Below are 23,108 nucleotides of genomic sequence, written 5' to 3' on the forward strand. Positions count from 1 at the left end.
CAATCGTACGGTTTGTAATTTTATGATTTATATTGGTTTATTTTTTATTTCGATTAATAAAAAAACAGAAGCTTAGCGCTTCTGTTGATTTTGTTGTGAATTGTTGCTGATTTTGTTACGGGATTAACTGATCCTCGGATAAGTAAGTATAATTTGGCTCGGGTAATGAGGCTTGAGCGACAGGTTGAGTAACCAACAATGCGCCGTCGGAAATAAGGGATTGAATAATCACACCTTCATCGGTAGTTCCATACTCTGTGGACAGATCCACACCATTGAGTACTATGGTGACACTGTCCCCGCCGGCGCCAGTCGTGTCGACAGTTATGATGGTGTTGCCATTCACAAAGCTGAAGTCCAGGTAATCATCCAAAACTCCATTTTCTTCATTAACCAATATGTCCGATAAATCCAGTACATCTGTGTTAGGGGAGAAGTTATAGACGTCATCGGTGCTGCCATCTGCAGACCCGGCATCCCAGATAAGAATATCTCTGTCATTATCTAAGCCAGCATCCAGGTGGTCACTGCCGGGGCCGCCAACCAGATAGTCGGCACCTGTACCGCCAAAGATGTAGTCATTACCGGCACCACCCAGTAATTGGTCATCGCCTTCCAGACCTTTGATGGTGTCATTCCCTTCGCGACCGACAATTTCATCACTTTGGTTAGCTCCGGTGAGAGAGTCACCCTGAGTGCTACCAAAGATGAGGTTATCTATGTTGTCGCTTCCTGTTATCGTAATGGCATCATCAGGCAGCAGCTCGTGAGTAAATACAGCTTGTACATATCGGGCTTGATAGCTGCCTCCATCATTGTCGAAGTAAGTAATAGTCCACTGATCGGCAGCTTGGGCTGGATTTAAGGTCAGATAGTCAGCGAGTGTTATCGAGTTATCTGACTCTTGCACAATCTGATCGTAGCCAATACTGGCTTTCATCAAGCCAGAATCTGCATCATAAAACCAAGTTTGTTCTATGTTATCCACAGGATCAGCCAGCAACACAATGAAGGTAATACCGTTGATAGTTAGCCTGACCGATACCTCTGTTTCCCGTTTGCTGCCGGCTGTGGAGTCAATGTCTCTCTCATTGCCGGGGATTGGAATGGCAAAGGGCGATTTTTGGAAGTCGGTAAATAGATCCAGGCTACCGGCGGAAGGCGCTAAATTAATCGCATCGGCGAATCCACCACTGATACTGAGAATGGCATCTTGGTCATTACCTGAAGTTAAAGGTGATGAACCATCACCTATGGTGACACTTTCCCCTCCTAAGCTGTTCCCCGGCACCGCATGGATGATGAAGTCGCCAACCACCTGCTCTGTACCTGAGTTGACTGTGAAGGTCAGAGAAATATCCAGCTGTTCCTCAATATCACCGTTATTACCCGGCAGATAGACCAGACTGCCTAACTCTGCTGCAGACAAGGCTTCAGGATTGTCAAAGTCATACTGCACCAGCATCTGCTCGCCATCATCCCAGTACCAAATAGAGCCTAGCTCGGCAGTTTCTGCAGGATCGATAAACTCAAGACTCAGGTTTGTGATGCTAATTTCATCCGTGGCATCTACATCGGTTGGAACATCAATATTCAGCGGATAACCGGCAAGATAAGGATCCGAGAGTTGTAACAGGGAGGCCGGAACCCAGATCTCTTTGGCAAATTCGCCTTCAACCGGGTCGTTGGTTCCATTGATTGTGATTGTGACAGTCTCGGTATCTGTGCCGCCGTTGCCGTCATCGACAGTGACATCAAAGCTTAAGGTGATGGTCTCACCGACGGCGAGGAACTGCACCAGGCTGTTGGCGATCTCATAGTTCCAGCCGGAGTTGTCGACACTGAAACCAGCCTCCAGAGCGCTAGTGAGGGCCGGATCCAGAGGAATATTATTGCTCCATGTTGCGTCATCATTGTAACTGCTGCTGACGCTGTGGCTGTCGTTGATATCGACATCGGTGAAGCTCAAGTCGCCGCTGTCGCTGAGCATGCCATTGATGACATCGACATCCTCGGTGACCGCACCGCTCATGTCGATGCTCAGCACTGGCGCATCATTGGTGCCGGTAATGGTGACAGTGACAGTCTCGGTATCTGTGCCGCCGTTGCCGTCATTGACAGTGACATCAAAGCTTAAGGTGATGGTCTCACCGACGGCGAGGAACTGCACCAGGCTGTTGGCTATCTCATAGTTCCAACCGGAATTGTCGACACTGAAACCAGCTTCCAGAGCGCTAATGAGGGCCGGATCCAGAGGGGGATTATTGCTCCATGTTGCGTCATCATTGTAACTGCTGCTGACGCTGTGGCTGTCGTTGATATCGACATCGGTGAAGCTCAAGTCGCCGCTGTCGCTGAGCATGCCATTGATGACATCGACATCCTCGGTGACCGCGCCGCTCATGTCGATGCTCAGCACAGGCGCATCATTGGTGCCGGTAATGGTGACAGTGACAGTCTCGGTATCTGTGCCGCCGTTGCCGTCATCGACAGTGACATCAAAGCTTAAGGTGATGGTCTCACCGACGGCGAGGAACTGCACCAGGCTGTTGGCAATCTCATAGTTCCAGCCGGAGTTATCGACACTGAAACCAGCCTCCAGAGCGCTAATGAGGGCCGGATCCAGAGGGGGATTATTGCTCCATGTTGCGTCATCATTGTAACTGCTGCTGACGCTGTGGCTGTCGTTGATATCGACATCGGTGAAGCTCAAGTCGCCGCTGTCGCTGAGCATGCCATTGATGACATCGACATCCTCGGTGACCGCGCCGCTCATGTCGATGCTCAGCACCGGCGCATCATTGGTGCCGGTAATGGTGACAGTGACAGTCTCGGTATCTGTGCCGCCGTTGCCGTCATTGACAGTGACATCAAAGCTTAAGGTGATGGTCTCACCGACGGCGAGGAACTGCACCAGGCTGTTGGCTATCTCATAGTTCCAGCCGGAGTTATCGACACTGAAACCAGCTTCCAGAGCGCTAATGAGGGCCGGATCCAGAGGGGGATTATTGCTCCATGTTGCGTCATCATTGTAACTGCTGCTGACGCTGTGGCTGTCGTTGATATCGACATCGGTGAAGCTCAAGTCGCCGCTGTCGCTGAGCATGCCATTGATGACATCGATATCCTCGGTGACCGCGCCGCTCATGTCGATGCTCAGCACAGGCGCATCATTGGTGCCGGTGATGGTGACAGTGACAGTCTCGGTATCTGTGCCGCCGTTGCCGTCATCGACGCTGACATCAAAGCTTAAGGTGATGGTCTCACCGACGGCGAGGAACTGCACCAGGCTGTTGGCAATCTCATAGTTCCAGCCGGAGTTGTCGACACTGAAACCAGCTTCCAGAGCGCTAATGAGCGCCGGATCCAGTGGGGGATTATTGGTCCATGTTGCGTCATCATTGTAACTGCTGCTGACGCTGTGGCTGTCGTTGATATCGACATCGGTGAAGCTCAAGTCGCCGCTGTCGCTGAGCATGCCATTGATGACATCGACATCCTCGGTGACCGCGCCGCTCATGTCGATGCTCAGCACCGGCGCATCATTGGTGCCGGTAATGGTGACAGTGACAGTCTCGGTATCTGTGCCGCCGTTGCCGTCATCGACAGTGACATCAAAGCTTAAGGTGATGGTTTCACCGACGGCGAGGAACTGCACCAGGTTGTTGGCAATCTCATAGTTCCAGCCGGAGTTGTCGACACTGAAACCGGCGGCCAATGCATCCTGGGTGGCTTGATCCAGTGGGGGATTATTGGTCCATGTTGCGTCATCATTGTAACTGCTGCTGACGCTGTGGCTGTCGTTGATATCGACATCGGTGAAGCTCAAGTCGCCGCTGTCGCTGAGCATGCCATTGATGACATCGATATCCTCGGTGACCGCGCCGCTCATGTCGATGCTCAGCACAGGCGCATCATTGGTGCCGGTGATGGTGACAGTGACAGTCTCGGTATCTGTGCCGCCGTTGCCGTCATCGACGCTGACATCAAAGCTTAAGGTGATGGTCTCACCGACGGCGAGGAACTGCACCAGGCTGTTGGCAATCTCATAGTTCCAGCCGGAGTTGTCGACACTGAAACCAGCTTCCAGAGCGCTAATGAGCGCCGGATCCAGTGGGGGATTATTGGTCCATGTTGCGTCATCATTGTAACTGCTGCTGACGCTGTGGCTGTCGTTGATATCGACATCGGTGAAGCTCAAGTCGCCGCTGTCGCTGAGCATGCCATTGATGACATCGACATCCTCGGTGACCGCGCCGCTCATGTCGATGCTCAGCACCGGCGCATCATTGGTGCCGGTAATGGTGACAGTGACAGTCTCGGTATCTGTGCCGCCGTTGCCGTCATCGACAGTGACATCAAAGCTTAAGGTGATGGTTTCACCGACGGCGAGGAACTGCACCAGGTTGTTGGCAATCTCATAGTTCCAGCCGGAGTTGTCGACACTGAAACCGGCGGCCAATGCATCCTGGGTGGCTTGATCCAGTGGGGGATTATTGGTCCATGTTGCGTCATCATTGTAACTGCTGCTGACGCTGTGGCTGTCGTTGATATCGACATCGGTGAAGCTCAAGTCGCCGCTGTCGCTGAGCATGCCATTGATGACATCGACATCCTCGGTGACCGCGCCGCTCATGTCGATGCTCAGCACAGGCGCATCATTGGTGCCGGTAATGGTGACAGTGACAGTCTCGGTATCTGTGCCGCCGTTGCCGTCATCGACAGTGACATCAAAGCTTAAGGTGATGGTCTCACCGACAGCAAGGAACTGCACCAGGCTGTTGGCAATCTCATAGTTCCAGCCGGAGTTGTCGACACTGAAACCGGCGGCCAATGCATCCTGGGTGGCTTGATCCAGAGGGGGATTATTGCTCCATGTTGCGTCATCATTGTAACTGCTGCTGACGCTGTGGCTGTCGTTGATATCGACATCGGTGAAGCTCAAGTCGCCGCTGTCGCTGAGCATGCCATTGATGACATCAATATCCTCGGTGACCGCGCCGCTCATGTCGATGCTCAGCACCGGCGCATCATTGGTGCCGGTGATGGTGACAGTGACAGTCTCGGTATCTGTGCCGCCGTTGCCGTCATTGACAGTGACATCAAAGCTTAAGGTGATGGTCTCACCGACGGCGAGGAACTGCACCAGGCTGTTGGCGATCTCATAGTTCCAGCCGGAGTTGTCGACACTGAAGCCAGCTTCCAGCGCGCTAATGAGCGCCGTATCCAGTGGGGGATTATTGGTCCATGTAGCGTCATCATTGTAACTGCTGCTGACGTTGTGGCCGTCGTTGATATCGACATCGGTGAAGCTCAAGTCGCCGCTGTCGCTGAGCATGCCATTGATGACATCGATATCCTCGGTGACCGCGCCGCTCATGTCGATAGTCAGCACCGGCGCATCATTGGTGCCGGTGATGGTGACAGTGACAGTCTCGGTATCTGTGCCGCCGTTGCCGTCATCGACAGTGACATCAAAGCTTAAGGTGATGGTCTCACCGACAGCAAGGAACTGCACCAGGCTGTTGGCAATCTCATAGCTCCAGCCGGAGTTGTCGACACTGAAGCCGGCGGCCAATGCGTCCTGGGTGGCTTGATCCAGATCACCGTCGCTCCAGAGCACATCGTCGTTATAGCTGCTGCCGACACTGTGGCTGTCGTTGATATCGACATCGGTGAAGCTCAAGTCGCCGCTGTCGCTGAGCATGCCATTGATGACATCGACATCCTCGGTGACCGCGCCGCTCATGTCGATGCTCAGCACCGGCGTATCATTGGTGCCGGTGATGGTGACAGTGACAGTCTCGGTATCTGTGCCGCCGTTGCCGTCATCGACAGTGACATCAAAGCTTAAGGTGATGGTCTCACCGACGGCGAGGAACTGCACCAGGCTGTTGGCAATCTCATAGTTCCAACCGGAGTTGTCGACACTGAAACCAGCCTCCAGAGCGCTAGTGAGGGCCGGATCCAGAGGAATATTATTGCTCCATGTTGCGTCATCATTGTAACTGCTGCTGACGCTGTGGCCGTCGTTGATATCGACATCGGTGAAGCTCAAGTCGCCGCTGTCGCTGAGCATGCCATTGATGACATCGACATCCTCGGTGACCGCGCCGCTCATGTCGATGCTCAGCACCGGCGCATCATTGGTGCCGGTGATGGTGACAGTGACAGTCTCGGTATCTGTGCCGCCGTTGCCGTCATCGACGCTGACATCAAAGCTTAAGGTGATGGTCTCACCGACGGCGAGGAACTGCACCAGGCTGTTGGCAATCTCATAGTTCCAACCGGAGTTATCGACACTGAAGCCGGCGGCCAATGCATCCTGGGTGGCTTGATCCAGGTCACCGTCGCTCCAGAGCACATCGTCGTTATAGCTGCTGCCGACACTGTGGCTGTCGTTGATATCGACATCGGTGAAGCTCAAGTCGCCGCTGTCGCTGAGCATGCCATTGATGACATCGATATCCTCGGTGACCGCGCCGCTCATGTCGATGCTCAGCACCGGCGCATCATTGGTGCCGGTAATGGTGACAGTGACAGTCTCGGTATCTGTGCCGCCGTTGCCGTCATTGACAGTGACATCAAAGCTTAAGGTGATGGTCTCACCGACGGCGAGGAACTGCACCAGGCTGTTGGCTATCTCATAGTTCCAGCCGGAGTTGTCGACACTGAAACCAGCCTCCAGAGCGCTAGTGAGGGCCGGATCCAGAGGAATATTATTGCTCCATGTTGCGTCATCATTGTAACTGCTGCTGACGCTGTGGCCGTCGTTGATATCGACATCGGTGAAGCTCAAGTCGCCGCTGTCGCTGAGCATGCCATTGATGACATCAATATCCTCGGTGACCGCGCCGCTCATGTCGATGCTCAGCACCGGCGCATCATTGGTGCCGGTGATGGTGACAGTGACAGTCTCGGTATCTGTGCCGCCGTTGCCGTCATTGACAGTGACATCAAAGCTTAAGGTGATGGTCTCACCGACGGCGAGGAACTGCACCAGGCTGTTGGCGATCTCATAGTTCCAGCCGGAGTTGTCGACACTGAAGCCGGCGGCCAATGCGTCCTGGGTGGCTTGATCCAGATCACCGTCGCTCCAGAGCACATCGTCGTTATAGCTGCTGCCGACACTGTGGCTGTCGTTGATATCGACATCGGTGAAGCTCAAGTCGCCGCTGTCGCTGAGCATGCCATTGATGACATCGACATCCTCGGTGACCGCGCCGCTCATGTCGATGCTCAGCACCGGCGTATCATTGGTGCCGGTGATGGTGACAGTGACAGTCTCGGTATCTGTGCCGCCGTTGCCGTCATCGACAGTGACATCAAAGCTTAAGGTGATGGTCTCACCGACGGCGAGGAACTGCACCAGGCTGTTGGCAATCTCATAGTTCCAACCGGAGTTATCGACACTGAAGCCGGCGGCCAATGCATCCTGGGTGGCTTGATCCAGATCACCGTCGCTCCAGAGCACATCGTCGTTATAGCTGCTGCCGACACTGTGGCTGTCGTTGATATCGACATCGGTGAAGCTCAAGTCGCCGCTGTCGCTGAGCATGCCATTGATGACATCGACATCCTCGGTGACCGCGCCGCTCATGTCGATGCTCAGCACCGGCGCATCATTGGTGCCGGTGATGGTGACAGTGACAGTCTCGGTATCTGTGCCGCCGTTGCCGTCATCGACGCTGACATCAAAGCTTAAGGTGATGGTCTCACCGACGGCGAGGAACTGCACCAGGCTGTTGGCAATCTCATAGTTCCAGCCGGAGTTATCGACACTGAAACCAGCCTCCAGCGCGCTAATGAGCGCCGGATCCAGAGGGGGATTATTGGTCCATGTTGCGTCATCATTGTAACTGCTGCTGACGCTGTGGCTGTCGTTGATATCAACATCGGTGAAGCTCAAGTCGCCGCTGTCGCTGAGCATGCCATTGATGACATCGACATCCTCGGTGACCGCGCCGCTCATGTCGATGCTCAGCACCGGCGCATCATTGGTGCCGGTGATGGTGACAGTGACAGTCTCGGTATCTGTGCCGCCGTTGCCGTCATCGACAGTGACATCAAAGCTTAAGGTGATGGTCTCACCGACGGCGAGGAACTGCACCAGGTTGTTGGCAATCTCATAGTTCCAACCGGAGTTGTCGACACTGAAACCAGCTTCCAGAGCGCTAATGAGGGCCGGATCCAGAGGGGGATTATTGGTCCATGTTGCGTCATCATTGTAACTGCTGCTGACGCTGTGGCCGTCGTTGATATCGACATCGGTGAAGCTCAAGTCGCCGCTGTCGCTGAGCATGCCATTGATGACATCGACATCCTCGGTGACCGCGCCGCTCATGTCGATGCTCAGCACCGGCGCATCATTGGTGCCGGTAATGGTGACAGTGACAGTCTCGGTATCTGTGCCGCCGTTGCCGTCATCGACAGTGACATCAAAGCTTAAGGTGATGGTCTCACCGACAGCGAGGAACTGTACCAGGCTGTTGGCGATCTCATAGTTCCAGCCGGAGTTGTCGACACTGAAACCGGCGGCCAATGCATCCTGGGTGGCTTGATCCAGTGGGGGATTATTGGTCCATGTTGCGTCATCATTGTAACTGCTGCTGACACTGTGGCCGTCGTTGATATCGACATCGGTGAAGCTCAAGTCGCCGCTGTCGCTGAGCATGCCATTGATGACATCGATATCCTCGGTGACCGCGCCGCTCATGTCGATGCTCAGCACCGGCGCATCATTGGTGCCGGTGATGGTGACAGTGACAGTCTCGGTATCTGTGCCGCCGTTGCCGTCATCGACGCTGACATCAAAGCTTAAGGTGATGGTCTCACCGACAGCGAGGAACTGCACCAGGCTGTTGGCTATCTCATAGTTCCAGCCGGAGTTATCGACACTGAAACCAGCTTCCAGAGCGCTAATGAGCGCCGGATCCAGAGGGGGATTATTGCTCCATGTTGCGTCATCATTGTAACTGCTGCTGACGCTGTGGCTGTCGTTGATATCGACATCGGTGAAGCTCAAGTCGCCGCTGTCGCTGAGCATGCCATTGATGACATCGACATCCTCGGTGACCGCGCCGCTCATGTCGATGTTCAGCACAGGCGCATCATTGGTGCCGGTAATGGTCAGAGTGACTTGTTGTGAATCACTGGCGCCAAAGTCGTCGGTGACCGTCAGCGTGAAGCTTAAGGTGATGGTCTCACCGACGGCGAGGAACTGTACCAGACTGTTGGCTATCTCATAGTTCCAACCGGAATTGTCTGCACTAAAGCCCTGGGCGAGAGCATCCTGGGTGGCTTGATCCAGAGCGCCGCCACTCCAGCTTGCATCGCCATTGTAGCTACTGCTGACAACATGGCTGTCACCAATATCGACATCGGTGAAGCTCAAGGCACCGTTGTCGCTGAGCATGCTATCAATAACATCCACGTCTTCAATGACGGCACCACTTGTGTCAGCGGTAAGAATGGGGGCGTCATTGGTACCTATGATAGTAATAGTGACCAGTTGTTCGGCGCTGGCGCCAAACTCATCCGTCACAGTAACAGAGAAGGTTTCAGTGCGAATTTCACCTTCCAGCAGCCCATCGGCTGTGGTGTTATCTAGCTGATAATTCCAGGCACCACTGGCGGCATCTATGTTGAAGTTGCCAAAGGGGCTGTCGGCACTGCCGGACCAAACAAGCACGGCACCATTATCCACATCGCTGGCACTGAGCTGACCACTGACGCCTGGGGTTCCGGGGTCTATGCTACCATCATCAAATTGACCGGCTTCTCGCACTGTACCATCGGCTTCACCTGGCTGGGGCGTGCTGATCACAGGTATATCATTGGTACCCGTTATGGTGATCGTTAAGGTTTGGACACTGGTATCGCCATCGGCATCTGTCAACAGATAGGAGAAGACTTCCGTCAGGGATTCTCCCTGAGCGAGCGCCTGAACTGCTTGTGCTGCAGAGTTAATTTGATAGCTGTAACTACCATCGGCATTGAGGGTCAGCAGGCCGTAGCTGCCGGAAACAAGGCTTTGATTGGACACGGTATTATCGAGGTTGCCGCCACTGCCGGCGGCTGTCACCTGTGCGGTGTCGCCGCCCTGAACATCGTTATCGAGCAGGTTGCCACTAATGGCCGGCAGTGAGTCTTCATTTACACTGTTTACGTCATCCTGGCCACTTGGAGCGTCATCCAGTACCGAGATGGTAAGGGTATTCCCGACACTGTTTCCTTCTAGATCGGTCAATATCAGGTTGAAGGCCTCAGAGAAGTCATCGCTGAGGCTGTGGTCAACTGCAGAATTGAGGGTAAAGCTATAGCTGATATTGCCGTTTATCAGGTCAACGGCATTGATGGTGAGCACGCCATATTCGGTATTGATACTGACAGGGCCGTTAAATACGCCGCCAGAGACAATGGCAATCCCATCCAGGGTCAAGCTGGCTACGCCAGCCGCGGCACTGAAGCTCAAGTTACCGGTTTGGGTCAAGGGCGCGGGTGATGGCGTGGTTCCTGTCGGTAGGTTGGCATCTGAGAGTGTGGCTGCGCTACTGGTGAGTGTAGGGCCAGTCAGGGGAAGATCATCAAGTAATATTTCTTCTTGGGTGGTGATGGTGGCTTGCTCAAAGCCACTGGTATCGTAACCTGCGCTCGCCAATACTTCAGAACCATCCCTGGCTACGGATATATAGTCGAATCCGCCCTGGTTTCCAGCTGTCCCGGCACCGGCAGCTGTAGCGGGCAGGTTAGCGGTAGGGTCATCACCTGCAAGTATCTGTGCCTGTAATGCAGCTATTTCGGCATCGACCCCTTCATTGGCAAATTGGGCGCCATCAACAGCGGCGCTGTCTGACTGAGGTTGAGTGTTGGGCTGGGCATTTTGCTCTGTCAGCTGGGTACCGTCAGCATATTCTATGGTGAAAGTATCATTTGCAGTGAAGATGATCTCTTCACCATTGCGAATGACATCCCCGATACTCAGATCGCGGATATTGCCATTTTCGTCCTTGGCCTTGAGTTGTCCAACCAGATTGGTGACAACCGCGTCTTGCTTACTGATTGCGACGCCCATAACTCATACTCCTTTGCACGCATATACTGACGGCAAGGTCACTTTGTGCCCATGAGCGTCAGTTAAAGGTATTAATTATTAAGTCTGGGGTTGAAACAAAGACTGTCAAATATGTGACGTTAATGGTTGTAAAGTTATATGAGGGTGGGACAAAATGTCCACATTTTAGAATCTGTCTCGCATTCATGCGGTTACAGTATGTGTGCGGATAATCTTGTGATGATTAATAAAAAAGCCACTAAATAAGTGGCTTTTTTATTACGAAAAGATCTATCGATTAGTCGCACTTGGCGGCTTGCTTATAGCTCTTGAAAGCCCCTTGATGATCGGCTAACTGTTCCTGAAGTTTGGCTAAGGCCAGCCAGTACTCTTTGCGGGGCAGTAAATGACACAAGCGTTCCCATGCCGTGCGGGCCAGGCTGAATTCACGGCAGAGCTCATGGATTTGGGCCATACAGTGTTGGTAGTCGGCATGATTTTCGAGCTTGGGCTCCAAATTTTTCAGCAGTTTCAGGGTTTCGTTGTCCTGCGGCTCAAAAATTTTCGGCAACACTCCCAAAACCGCAGCGCAAGGTTCTTTTTTCAGCGCCTTATTCAGCAGTTTTAGGGCTTCGTCACGGCGGTTGAAGCCGGCCAGACCCAAAGCATATTGTGCCATATTGGCTTGTTGGCTGCGTTCCTGACGGCTAAGCCAGTGCCAACATTTTTCCAGTTCCTGTTCGCTGCGAAGGGCTGCCTGGGCCAGCAGAGCATTATTTACTCTTTGGTTCAGGAGGTCATACTCTTCATTATCCAGGAGTTGTTTTTTACGTAACGTCGGCAGTAGTAGTTTTAGGGCCTGCCAGTCTAACTGGCTCTGATAAAGCTCCAAGGCCAGTTGCAGTACCGGCGCTTTACTCTTGCTGCTGGGTTGTAGTTTATCCAGCTGCTCGCGGGCTTTTTCCAGCTCGCCTTGCTGCATGTAGTAGCGCACTCTGGTGGTGGTGACCGCTTGGGTTGCCAGTGGCAATTGGGCCGCCTTATTCAGGTATTCATCCCGCTCTTCATTCTTGAACTGTCGTTGGGCCGCTCTGGCGGCTGCCAGATAATTAAGAGCGGGCAGTTCACCGGCTTCGGCGCCTTTTTGCATCGCCTTTTCGGCCGCAGGCCAATCTTCTTCTGCCAGTGCCAGGGCGCCAGTGAGCGTGTGCTTACGAGCAGCATTGCGGCGCCAGCGCCGCGGCAGGTAGCGACTGTTAAGCACCAGATTCAGCACAGTGACAAGCAGCCATTCCAGTAGCTGCAACAGGGCAAAGAATATGATGAGTGCCATAACGGCAAACAGCAGGTTAGTTTCCAGTTGCCAGTCCAGGAAGGCGATATAAACATAACCCGTCTTACCGGCTAAGAGTGGGCTCAGACAGGCGCCTGCCAGAATAATCACCAGATAGATGAGTACTCTTATCATAGTTCGGCCCCCGGCATGAGTTCGCCATAGGTGACCAACTGCTTGAGCTGGGCGCTGGATTCAAATTTAGTCAGACTGATAGGATCCAGCTGCAGACTGGACAAAGCATTAATTGCAGTCAGCACTTCTTCGGTGCGCGGATCATCAAGGTCGAAATATTGTTGGATCCATTTGCGGGCCATGGCCAATGATTGGCGGTAGTTGAGCTCATCATATTGGTAGAGGGCCAGCTGTGACTGCAGTAGTTTATTGCGGATATTCTCGAGTAGGTACCATTCCTGCTGGGGAGATAGCAGAGGTGTGATATCTGAGCTTATTTTGCGAATAGTGAAGAAGTCTTCCTTCAGCGCGCTCCAGGTCTTGGCCAGGTTGCTCTGCCAGTCACCAATAGAGTCAGACATTTTACTTTCAGTTTCCGGCTCTATTTGTTGACTGCCGACACGGTTAAGCGGCAGCTTGTCCAGCTTGGTGATAATGCCATCCAGGGTGAAAACAGTACCTGCGATGTCGGTATTCTTGATGGCGCTTACCGCCGCCATATCGTTGGCGAGGGCGCGACGCAGCGGCATAAGAGATGGCTCCTGCATGGCAGCAATACGCTCATCGGCGGCCTGTAACAGGCCAGTTGCCGTTTGCGGATCTTTCTCCAGCCACAGTTTACGTCCCGCCATCCGCACCAAGTATTCGGCTTCAGCCGCCATCCAATGGTTGGGACTACGTTGTGCAAGGGTAGCGATACGGGTTTGCATCTGTTGTTGAGCATCGCGCAGTTGTTCTATGGCACCTTGTTGCTGTTGATTTTGTTGCAGGTCGCTTCTCAGTTGCTGCTCCAGTGCCTGCAATCTGGCCTCCGGAGCTTGTTTGACTTGTTCGAGGGTCGTTGCCAGCTGTGCATTGGCGGTTTGCTGTTGCTGCAGTTGCCAAAAGAGATAAGCACCTGTGGCGCAGGCCAGCAGTGCCAGCAACAGGCTCAATAGTAGGGTTAGTTTCAGGAGCAATGAGCTGTGCTTGGCTGTCGCCACAGGGGTATCTTGCTCTGTGAGATCCTGGGGCTGGGTAGGCAGTGCGGGGGTATCGCTCCCGACTTCTGGCTTGCTGTTATCCATTAATGCAGTCCTTTAACGCGACAATAGGGCTGGAAATCGGGAGGGGGGAAACTAAAGCCTCAATGCCTTGAGTACGGCCTTACTGTTGGCCGCCGTAGCATCAGTCACCTGAGTTAATCCGGCGACGACGGCCTTATCTACCACCCGAATGCTGGGAACTATAATATGACATGCTTGCAGCCAAGCAAAATACTCTTTTGGCAGCAGCCGGATAAGGTTCGTCAGGCTTTCTGCACTGCTGATCACTATGGTGTCTATCCCGAAGGCTTGCCATTCCTTGACCAGTTGTACTGCATCATAGGAAGGGCAGGTGCGGCGATAGACCTCCCAGAACTTGACTACAGCGCCATATTGCTGAAGTGTTTTTCCCAGTACTTCCCGGCCACCGTTGCCCCGAATTATGACCACTTTCTTGTGTTTTACTACTTCGGGTTGCAGTCCTGGCAGGGTTAACAGGCCTTCGGTCTGTTGATTGTCATCCGGAGCCTTATGCCCCTGAATGCCATAATGTGCAAAGGCCTCAAAAGTGGCTTCGCCGACGGCAAAATATTGAATGTGTGACGGCCATGAGGCATTCAGCGCCTGAGTGCCGAAATGCACCGCATTGGTGCTGACAAATACAATGATGTCGGCATCCTGCACCTCGGTAGGGGAGATACTTTTGTCTTCCATGGCCTCGACTGCCAAGAGAGGGGTCACCATAAAAGGTATGCCCCTTTCTGCCAGCGCCTGTTCCATGGCGTGATTGCGCCCCTCAGGGCGCGTCAACAACACTTTCATAGTGCCGCCTTGTTATTTGCCGTAAACGGCATCCAATATGGTTTTGGCGCCTTTGCTCAGCAGTTCTTCTGCCAGGGCGTTACCCAAGGCTACCGCTTCGTCTTGATGACCACTTACCACTCCTGAAATGACTTCAGAACCGTCAGGATTACCTACCAAACCTCTCAAGGTTAGTTGTTCGCCCTGGATCTCGGCATAGGCCCCGATAGGTACCTGGCAACCTCCTTCAAGACGCGTATTCATCGCTCTTTCGGCCAATACCCTGTAGCGGGTTTCTTTATGTTCAAGCGGTGCCAGCAAGGCTTTTACCCGCTCATCATTAGTGCGGCATTCAATGCCGACAGCACCCTGGCCGTTGGCCGGCAGTGATTCTTCGGCGCTGATAAAACTGGCAATACGCTCTGACAGTTTCAAGCGGATAAGCCCGGCGGCAGCCAGAATGATGGCATCATATTCACCGGCATCCAGCTTACCCAGACGGGTTCCCACATTACCGCGCAGATCTTTGATGATAAGGTCCGGGCGACGGGCTCTGAGCTGACATTGACGGCGCAGGCTTGAAGTACCGACAACCGCGCCTTGAGGCAGTTCATTTATACTCTTGTAGCTGTTGGAAACGAAGGCATCACGGGGATCTTCACGTTCGCAGATCACTTCCAGCCCCAGCCCTTCCGGGAATTCAACCGGCACATCTTTCATGGAGTGCACTGCGATATCCGCCTGGTCTTCCAGCATGGCGACTTCCAGCTCTTTAACGAACAACCCCTTGCCGCCTACTTTGGCCAGAGGAGTATCCAGGATGACATCACCCTTGGTGCTCATTGGCAGCAGTTCTACTGTCAGCCCGGGGTGAATGCGTTCCAGCTCGGCTTTGACAAATTCTGCCTGCCACATGGCGAGAGGGCTTTTACGTGTTGCTATGCGAATGCGATTTTCTGACATGCCAATCTTTTCCGTGAGAGTACGTTAAATGCGCCAATGCTAACATTGCCCATTGGAGAATGGCACCGAACGCTGCTCAATCTTTGAAGTGGGCACGTTAAATTTTTGCCAAATAGTGTGATCTTGATCTCATTACTTGCCTGCTACCGCAAAAGTGTTAGCATGATCATCCAACTGGTTCAGGGATAGTGAAATTTGGATGACCGAGCGTCAGCGACAATACGCCGAATACGCCGAGCGCCTCAATCGAGTGCGTTTGGCTCGTGCTCAGGCGCTGTTTTCCCCATTGCAAAGGCATCTGTTTAACCTGATCCCCCTGTTGCTGCATCAGCACCACAGCCGACTGCCAGGATATAACAGCCCTTTGACGCCATGCGGAGTCAAGGGGTTCCAACTCTCAGTTGAGCTCAAGGAATCGCTCGCTACCCTAACGTTACCCCAGTTCGAGGATACCCTGCATGCCAGTCCTGTGCTGGAAGGGGTTTACGTAATGGGCAGTACCGCCAGTTTTGGCCAGAATCCCAAGAGCGATGTGGATGTCTGGTTAGTCTATGACGCCGGGCTGACACAAGAGGAAGTAGAGTTGCTGCGGGACAAGAGCCTCAAACTCACCCGCTGGTTTGCCGGCTTTCAATTTGAAGTGAACTTTTATCTGGTACACCCGCGGCAGTTTTGCCGTGACGACACTTGCAATCAGGATGCCGAGTGGGAGCTGCTGGGGCATGAACACAGCGGCAGCGCCCAACATTGGTTGCTGCTGGAAGAGTTCTACCGCAGCCATATCCGCCTGGCCGGCAAGACGGTCGCCTGGTGGCCCAATGCCGAGCCTTGCAGCGATTTTCTGTTTCTTGGTGATATGCACCAACTACCCGCCAATGAGTATTTTGGTGCCTCTTTATGGCAGCTCTACAAAGGCTTGGACAAGCCGCACAAGGCCTTGCTCAAGGTACTGCTGTTGGAAGCTTATGCCAGCAACTATCCACAAACCAACCTGGTCAGTGAATGGGTGTGGTTGAGAACTCTGGCCGGTGACTTTTCCAACGCCAACGACGCCTATTTGCTCCTGTATCAATATATCGAATCTTATCTGCTTAAAGTGGGAGACGAGCGTCGGTTGGAGATAGTGCGCCGCTGTTTTTACCTCAAATGTGGTATCAGGCTCAGTGATGTCGAGCAGTGTCACGATTGGCGCTACCACAAACTCAAGCAATTGGTGGAGCAGTGGGAATGGCCCCAGAGTCTGCTGATTACTCTGGATGATTGCGAACATTGGCACAGTGGGCAGTTGCAGTGGTTCAACGCTCAACTTAACGAGTTGATGCTGGCCAGCTACCAAACTCTTTTGCATTTCGCTTCGACTCACAGGCTGAGCGAGTACTTTAAAGTAGAAGACTTGGGGCTGTTGACCCGCAAGTTACACACCTATTTCAGCGAGGACAAGCAGCAGATCCTGCGGCTCAACCGGCTTTGGAGTCAGTCGCTGGCTGAGCCGAATCTGACCATAGTTCGCAGCGAGCAGGATGGCCGCTGTCATCTCTATCGTCTATCGCCGGAGCCGCGACAGTTTATGGGCGAGGTGGCCATCTATCAGGCCGATGATGCCGCCTCTTTGATGATTTGGGCTTGCCTCAACGGGGTGGCTACCGCCAACAGCCGCTGGTTTGAGTATCGCGCGGGTCGTCTACGGTGTCGGCGTCTTAACCAGGTGGCCGAACGGCTATTGCCTTATACCGAAGACAAGCAATGGCGGGTGTCGAAACTGGATCTGTGTCAGCCTTGGCATTATCGCAAGTTGGTGTGGATTCTTAATCTGGAGCAGGACCCCAGCGAGCATTGGCAGGGTCAAAGCTTGATGCTGGAACTCATGGGCAGCAACCTGCTGGCGACAGGAAAACCGGCAGCCAGTTTGCTGGGTTCGGTGCAACTGATGAGCCTTAATTCTTGGGGGGAATGGCATTGTCATAGCTTTAGCGGTGAGCAGGCGCTATTGGAGGCCATTGCCTTTGCCACTCCAGGTATGAGAAGGGCGCCACAACAGGTGGCCTTCGATGTCGTCAGCGCCTCGCAAAAGCTGCAGTCCCAGCTGGAACAAACTGTAGTGGATATTCTCAAGCAGGTGCACCGACTGATAAAAGACGCCTGTCCGTCCAAGACTTTAGTGCAGCCACTGCAACTGGGTGAAAAGAAATATGGCCTGTTTTTCGATGCCAAGGGCATGAGTTACCGGGATCTCAGCGATGTGAAGTCCCTCTATCGTCAGTTGGCCAGGGGCGAGCTACAGAGTCTGCCAAGGCCCGAGCTTGCCAACGATCCTTGGGTCAAGGTGCCTGAGGTTATCCAGAACTATGCGGTGAAAGGAGTGATCCAGTATTTCCTGCGCAGCCGGGAAGATGAGTTGGATGTGTTTGTACTGGATGAAGGAAATGGCTTGAGCCACTATGTGCACAGCAATCCGGATGTCAGTGAATTGGTTAATACTGTCACCCAGCATTACGCCTTCGGTGAAGTACTGAACCTTAAAAATCAGTTCAACTTTCCGCAGTTTTTCCGCCTGGTGCGCCAGAGCGGTAATCTGGATGTGGTGCCTTTTGGGGTCACGGCAAGGGCGGCGCAGACAGAGTTCTGACCGCCCCTAAATCATCAGAACGACAGTTCTATACCACCCTGGCGGCTGATGGACTCTCTGACGAAGGGCATAAACTCGCCGCCGTTGCGCTCATCTATCCATTTACCGTCGACATAGCCAAAGTGATAACCACCGAAACGGGTTGCTACCCAGATCTGGTGCAGCGGCTCCTGTTTGTTAATCACGATTTTGGAGCTGTCGGCGAACTCGAGCTGCAGCACATTGCCTGAAGCGTCGATATCAACATCGGCATCCTGCTCATCTATTGCATTTTCAATTGCGGTTTCTATCCGGTCGAACATTTCATCGGCGAGCTGATGATATTCGGTATCTGTCATGGCCATGGAATATCTGTCCTTTGCTTTCATCAAGATGAATGCGATTATAAGGCTAATGTAATCCTGCTGCCCAGATGTTGAGTAAAATGAGACTGTTTTTATCCCTGATGCTTGCTAGCCTGTTGCTGCTTGGTTGTGGTCAAAAAGGCGTGCTTTACAAGAGCCCGGATCTGCCGGACAACCAATCCCAGACGGAACAAACCGAGCAACCCCAGCAATCGACAGAGGAAAACTAATTGGATCATTTTCAATATCAAGCTCAGGCTCTGTATGCCGAAGACTGCGCCGTAGCCGATTTGGCGGCTCAATATGGTACGCCTTTGTATGTCTATTCGCGGGCAACATTGGAGCGCCATTGGCATGCCTTTGACAGAGCCGTGGCCACTCATCCACACCTTATCTGCTATGCGGTCAAGGCCAACTCCAATCTGGCGGTGCTCAATGTGTTGGCGCGCCTTGGCAGTGGCTTTGATATTGTCTCAGGCGGAGAACTGACCCGGGTAATCACCGCAGGTGGCGATCCGGCCAAGGTGGTGTTTTCCGGTGTTGGCAAGACAGCGGCAGAATTGAAACTGGCACTGGAGCTGGGCATATATTGCTTCAACGTCGAGTCCCGCGCCGAGCTTGAACTGCTCAACGAAGTGGCAGGCTCTTTGGGTAAACAGGCGCCGGTTTCGTTGCGGATCAACCCAGATGTGGATGCCGGTACTCACCCCTATATCTCCACCGGCCTGAAAGAAAACAAGTTCGGCATCGCCATGGATGAAGCCGAGGAAGCCTTCCTGCAGGTGCAATCCTTGCCGCACCTGGCCATCAAGGGCGCCGACTGCCATATCGGCTCACAGCTTACTGAACTCAGGCCGTTTCTCGATGCTATGGATAGAATGCTGGCATTGATCGATAGGCTGGCAGAAAAAGGCATAGTGATTGAGCATCTGGACGTGGGCGGCGGTCTGGGAGTCACTTATGATGAAGAAACCCCGCCACAACCGGACAAGTATGCCGCCGCATTGCTCGAGCGTCTGGGTGAACGACCACTGAAGCTAATTTTCGAACCGGGCAGGGCGATTGCCGCCAATGCCGGGATCTTTGTCACCCAGGTATTGTTCCAGAAAGAGAATGCCGGCAAGCATTTTGCGATAGTGGACGGTGCCATGAATGACCTTATCCGGCCGTCACTCTACAGCGCCTGGCAGCAGATTATCCCGGTGCAGCCAAGAGAGGGTGAAAGCCGGGAATACGACATTGTCGGCCCAGTGTGTGAAACCGGGGATTTTCTGGGTAAATCACGCGCCTTGGTGCTGCAAGCTAAAGACTTGCTGGCGGTGCGTTCCAGCGGCGCTTATGGCTTTGTGATGTCCTCCAACTACAACACTCGTCCGCGAGCGGCCGAAGTCATGGTCGATGGCAGTGAACATTATCTGGTGCGTGAACGGGAAAAGCTGGAACAACTGTGGCAAGGTGAGCACTTGCTGCCGTAAACTAGTGTGAGTACTTTCCCGCTGTAGGCGTTGGAACCTAGGAGTAATCTTGATCCACTTCACTAAGATGCATGGTCTGGGCAACGACTTTATGGTCGTCGATGGCGTGACCCAGAATGTGTACTTTTCGCCGGAGCAGATCCGGCGCCTGGCCGACCGCAACTTCGGTATCGGTTTCGATCAACTGCTGCTGGTCGAGCCGCCCTATGATCCGGATCTGGACTTTCATTATCGTATCTTCAATGCCGATGGCAGCGAGGTCGAACAGTGCGGCAACGGCGCCCGCTGCTTTGCCCGCTTTGTTCGCAACAAGGGCCTGACCCAGAAATACAAAATCAAGGTCAGCACTTCATCCGGCAAGATGACCCTGCGCCTGGAGCGCGATGGCAATGTCACCGTCAATATGGGCGTACCTATCTTGGATCCGGCGCGGATCCCCTTCAAGGCCAAAAAGGCCGAAAAGACCTACCTGTTGCCTACCGAAGGGCAAACCTTCCTCTGCGGTGCAGTCTCCATGGGTAACCCCCACTGCGTGCTGGAGGTCGAGGATGTGGCTGCCACGGATGTCGATGTTATCGGCGCGCAACTGACCAACCACGAACGTTTCCCCAAAGGGGTCAATGTCGGCTTTATGCAGGTGCTCAACAAGGGTCATATCAAGCTCAGGGTTTATGAGCGCGGCGCCGCTGAAACCCTGGCCTGTGGCAGTGGTGCCTGCGCGGCTGCTGTGGTGGGCCAACTGCAGGGCAAGCTGGGCAATACAGTGCGGGTCGACCTGCCCGGCGGCACTCTGACAATCAAATGGGACGGTGAGGGCAAGCCGCTGTGGATGACAGGCCCGGCCGAACAGGTATACGACGGACAGATACAGATATGAAAGACGCCAAAGCTAAGCTCAATCCACCTTTTGATGAGCAGATCATCCGTGAATATCTGTTGGATAATCCGGAGTTTTTCTGCCGTCACCCCGAGCTGCTGTTGGCTATGCGTCTGCCCCACGGCGAGCGTGGCACAGTTTCTCTGGTGGAGCGGCGGCAGGAGCTGCTGCGCAGCCGGGTACAACAGCTGGAAGAGGAGATCACCGCGCTGCTTGGCATGGCCAGCCGCAATGAGAAAATCTTCTGCTTTAACACCCAGCTTTCATTGAAGCTGCTCGATTGCGAAGATATGGGCGAGCTTAGGCAGGTGTTGTGCGCCGAGCTTAAAGAAGCCTTTAACTTCAGCCATGTACGCCTGATTACCGTGCATGATATCGACTCAGAACTCTCGGCCATCTGGCGTAAGCGCCTGCAGCACGGCTATTACTTTGGTCGCTTGACCAAGGAGGAGTCCAAGCGTTTGTTCGGCTCTGAAGTCGGCTCAGTGTCACTGGCACGGCTGTCGGAGCAAAATGGCCAGGTGATCTTTGCTATCGCCAGTGCCGATGTGACTCACTTCCATCCGGAGATGGACAATATGCTGCTGGATCAGTTGCGGCAGCTGTTGGACCATCTGCTGCCCAAGCTCTGATGGCCGTTAAACAGGATTCTCCCTGGCTTGGCCGCTTCGAGCGCCATCTCAGTGCCGAGCGGCAGCTGTCTCCTTACACAGCCCGCAACTATCTGCGCGAACTGCAACGGGTTGCCGGGCTGTTGCCGCAGGATATTGATTGGGATCAGGTAACCGATCCCCAGTTGAGTGCTGTGTTGGCCAAGTTACATCGTCAGGGTCTCAGCCCGCGTTCTTTGTCTCTGTGCCTGTCGGCGGTCAAGCAGTTCTACGAATTTCTGCTGCTCGAAGAGCTGGTCAAGAGTAATCCCGCCCGGCAACTGAGCGCCCCGAAACAGAATAAGCCGCTGCCCAAGAATCTCGACGCCGACAGCATCAACCATCTGCTGGATATTGAGGTGACAGATCCCCTCAGTGCCCGTGACAAGGCGATGATGGAGCTGTGTTACTCCTCCGGGTTACGTCTGGCCGAGTTGGCTTCGCTGGATGTGCCGCAACTGGATTTCGCCCAGCAGCAAATCAGGGTGATGGGTAAAGGTGGCAAGGAGCGGCTGCTGCCTGTGGGCTCGGTCGCCATTGCCGCATTGCAACAATGGCTGGATTACCGCCGGGATATTCCCTGTGAAGATCAGGCGCTGTTCGTGACCGCCAAGGGCAAGCGCTTGGCGCATCGCAGTATTCAGGCGCGCATGGCGCGCTGGGGGCGGGAGCAGGTGCTATCCGCCAGGGTGCATCCCCACAAGCTGAGGCATTCCTTCGCGACCCATATGCTGGAATCCAGCGGCGACTTGCGGGCGGTGCAGGAACTGCTGGGACACGCCAATCTGGCGACCACCCAAATATATACCAGTCTGGACTTTCAGCATCTGGCCAAGGTGTATGACGGCGCTCACCCCAGAGCCAAAAAGGACAAGTGATGCAGGTGTTTCTTCGCCCCGGCGCTATCAAAGCCATCAGTTTTGATCTCGACGATACCCTCTATGATAACCGGCCCATTATCGCTGCCGCTGAAGGCACATTGCTCGAGTGGCTGGCCAAAGAATACCCCCGAAGCGGCAATTGGCAGGCCGCAGACTGGCGGGCATTGAAGCGCCAGCTGTTGCAGCAGCGAGCCGAGCTGACCCATGACACCAGTGCCGCGCGATTGGCGCTGCTGCAAACCGGGCTGGAGATGCTGGGATATGATAAACATAAGGCCAATCAAGGCGCTGAAGCGGGTCTAGCCTTGTTCCTTGAGCGGCGCAGCGACTTTAAGGTGTCAAAGGAAGTGCTCGCCCTACTTGCGCAATTGACTGAGCGTTTTCGCCTGGTCGGGATCACCAATGGCAATGTGGATGCCGGCAGAATTGGTCTGGGAGAGATGTTTGAGTTTGTGCTGCATCCGGGCAATGGCATCAGACGCAAACCCTGGGGAGATATGTTCCAGTTGGCCGCCGAGCGCCTGGCCTTACCCTCTGAGGCGCTGCTGCATGTCGGCGACCACCCGCTGACAGATGTCGAAGGTGCCCGTAAGGCCGGCTGTCAGGCTGCCTGGCTCAATCCGGCGTTTGCCGGTGATAACTGCAGAGCGGCTAATACCTTACTGCCTCACATACAGTTTAGTTCCCTAAGTGAATTGACACTTTTGCTGTAGTCCATCTGTGGATTTGACAATATATTATTTATAATCAATTGGTTGTTTTTGATTGGCTAGGTCTGTATATCCAGGGTACATTCACTGAATGCAACTTATTGAAACAATTGTTTGCCATTAAGGCGCGCATTAACTTATTTATTATCATTTTACTAACACCGGCTTGATGCTAGTGTATAATAATTTACAGTTA

13 protein-coding genes are annotated in these 23,108 nt (G+C 53.7%); 7 read left to right on the forward strand and 6 right to left on the reverse strand.

Annotation, left to right across the window (positions count from 1 at the left end; translation table 11 throughout):
* Window positions 1-115: 115 nt before the first annotated feature.
* The 5 genes from SIL79_RS09025 to hemC form a co-directional block, all read right to left on the reverse strand.
* Window positions 116-11,074 carry a retention module-containing protein gene (locus tag SIL79_RS09025; protein WP_319619169.1) on the reverse strand — a complete coding sequence of 3,653 codons (10,959 nt, stop codon included), beginning with the start codon at window positions 11,072-11,074 and terminating at the stop codon, window positions 116-118.
* A 277-nt stretch (window positions 11,075-11,351) separates the two neighbouring features.
* Window positions 11,352-12,521: a heme biosynthesis HemY N-terminal domain-containing protein gene (locus SIL79_RS09030; protein ID WP_039034023.1), complete on the reverse strand. Its 1,170-nt coding sequence runs from the start codon at window positions 12,519-12,521 to the stop codon at window positions 11,352-11,354.
* Window positions 12,518-13,627, reverse strand: coding sequence for a uroporphyrinogen-III C-methyltransferase (locus SIL79_RS09035; protein WP_052248048.1), 1,110 nt, complete (start codon window positions 13,625-13,627; stop codon window positions 12,518-12,520). The genes SIL79_RS09030 and SIL79_RS09035 overlap by 4 nt, the downstream gene beginning before the upstream one ends.
* 51 nt (window positions 13,628-13,678) lie before the next feature.
* Window positions 13,679-14,407: a uroporphyrinogen-III synthase gene (locus SIL79_RS09040; protein ID WP_039034024.1), complete on the reverse strand. Its 729-nt coding sequence runs from the start codon at window positions 14,405-14,407 to the stop codon at window positions 13,679-13,681.
* Window positions 14,408-14,419: 12 nt separating this feature from the next.
* On the reverse strand, window positions 14,420-15,349 hold the full coding sequence (gene hemC, locus SIL79_RS09045; protein ID WP_039034025.1) for a hydroxymethylbilane synthase: 930 nt from the start codon (window positions 15,347-15,349) through the stop codon (window positions 14,420-14,422).
* Between the two features lie 199 nt (window positions 15,350-15,548).
* Between hemC and SIL79_RS09050 the strand changes: the two genes are divergently transcribed.
* Window positions 15,549-17,975 (forward strand): class I adenylate cyclase, encoded by a 2,427-nt coding sequence (locus tag SIL79_RS09050; protein WP_071475690.1) that lies wholly within the window; start codon window positions 15,549-15,551, stop codon window positions 17,973-17,975.
* Window positions 17,976-17,989: 14 nt separating this feature from the next.
* On the opposite strand, the gene cyaY is transcribed toward SIL79_RS09050, so the two are convergent.
* Window positions 17,990-18,319: an iron donor protein CyaY gene (gene cyaY, locus SIL79_RS09055; RefSeq protein WP_025011356.1), complete on the reverse strand. Its 330-nt coding sequence runs from the start codon at window positions 18,317-18,319 to the stop codon at window positions 17,990-17,992.
* An 80-nt stretch (window positions 18,320-18,399) separates the two neighbouring features.
* Here cyaY and lptM point away from each other — a divergent pair, with 80 nt between their 5' ends.
* From lptM to SIL79_RS09085, 6 genes are read left to right on the forward strand one after another with little or no spacing between them, the layout of a single operon-like run.
* Window positions 18,400-18,549 (forward strand): LPS translocon maturation chaperone LptM, encoded by a 150-nt coding sequence (gene lptM, locus SIL79_RS09060; protein WP_162206859.1) that lies wholly within the window; start codon window positions 18,400-18,402, stop codon window positions 18,547-18,549.
* Window positions 18,550-19,794, forward strand: coding sequence for a diaminopimelate decarboxylase (gene lysA / locus SIL79_RS09065; protein WP_319619173.1), 1,245 nt, complete (start codon window positions 18,550-18,552; stop codon window positions 19,792-19,794).
* A gap of 49 nt (window positions 19,795-19,843) precedes the next feature.
* The gene (gene dapF, locus SIL79_RS09070; RefSeq protein ID WP_039034028.1) at window positions 19,844-20,671 is read left to right on the forward strand and encodes a diaminopimelate epimerase; all 828 of its coding nucleotides are present in this window, start codon (window positions 19,844-19,846) and stop codon (window positions 20,669-20,671) included.
* Window positions 20,668-21,303, forward strand: coding sequence for a DUF484 family protein (locus SIL79_RS09075; protein WP_319619174.1), 636 nt, complete (start codon window positions 20,668-20,670; stop codon window positions 21,301-21,303). Before dapF ends, SIL79_RS09075 begins: the two co-directional genes overlap by 4 nt.
* Window positions 21,303-22,199, forward strand: a complete 897-nt coding sequence (gene xerC / locus SIL79_RS09080) for a tyrosine recombinase XerC (RefSeq protein WP_039034029.1) — start codon at window positions 21,303-21,305, stop codon at window positions 22,197-22,199. The genes SIL79_RS09075 and xerC overlap by 1 nt, the downstream gene beginning before the upstream one ends.
* A complete protein-coding gene (locus SIL79_RS09085; protein WP_319619176.1) occupies window positions 22,199-22,915 on the forward strand; it encodes an HAD-IA family hydrolase in 717 nt (238 codons plus the stop codon). Before xerC ends, SIL79_RS09085 begins: the two co-directional genes overlap by 1 nt.
* Window positions 22,916-23,108 lie beyond the last annotated feature (193 nt).

The organism is Shewanella indica (genome assembly GCF_033842865.1).
Lineage (GTDB): Bacteria > Pseudomonadota > Gammaproteobacteria > Enterobacterales > Shewanellaceae > Shewanella > Shewanella indica.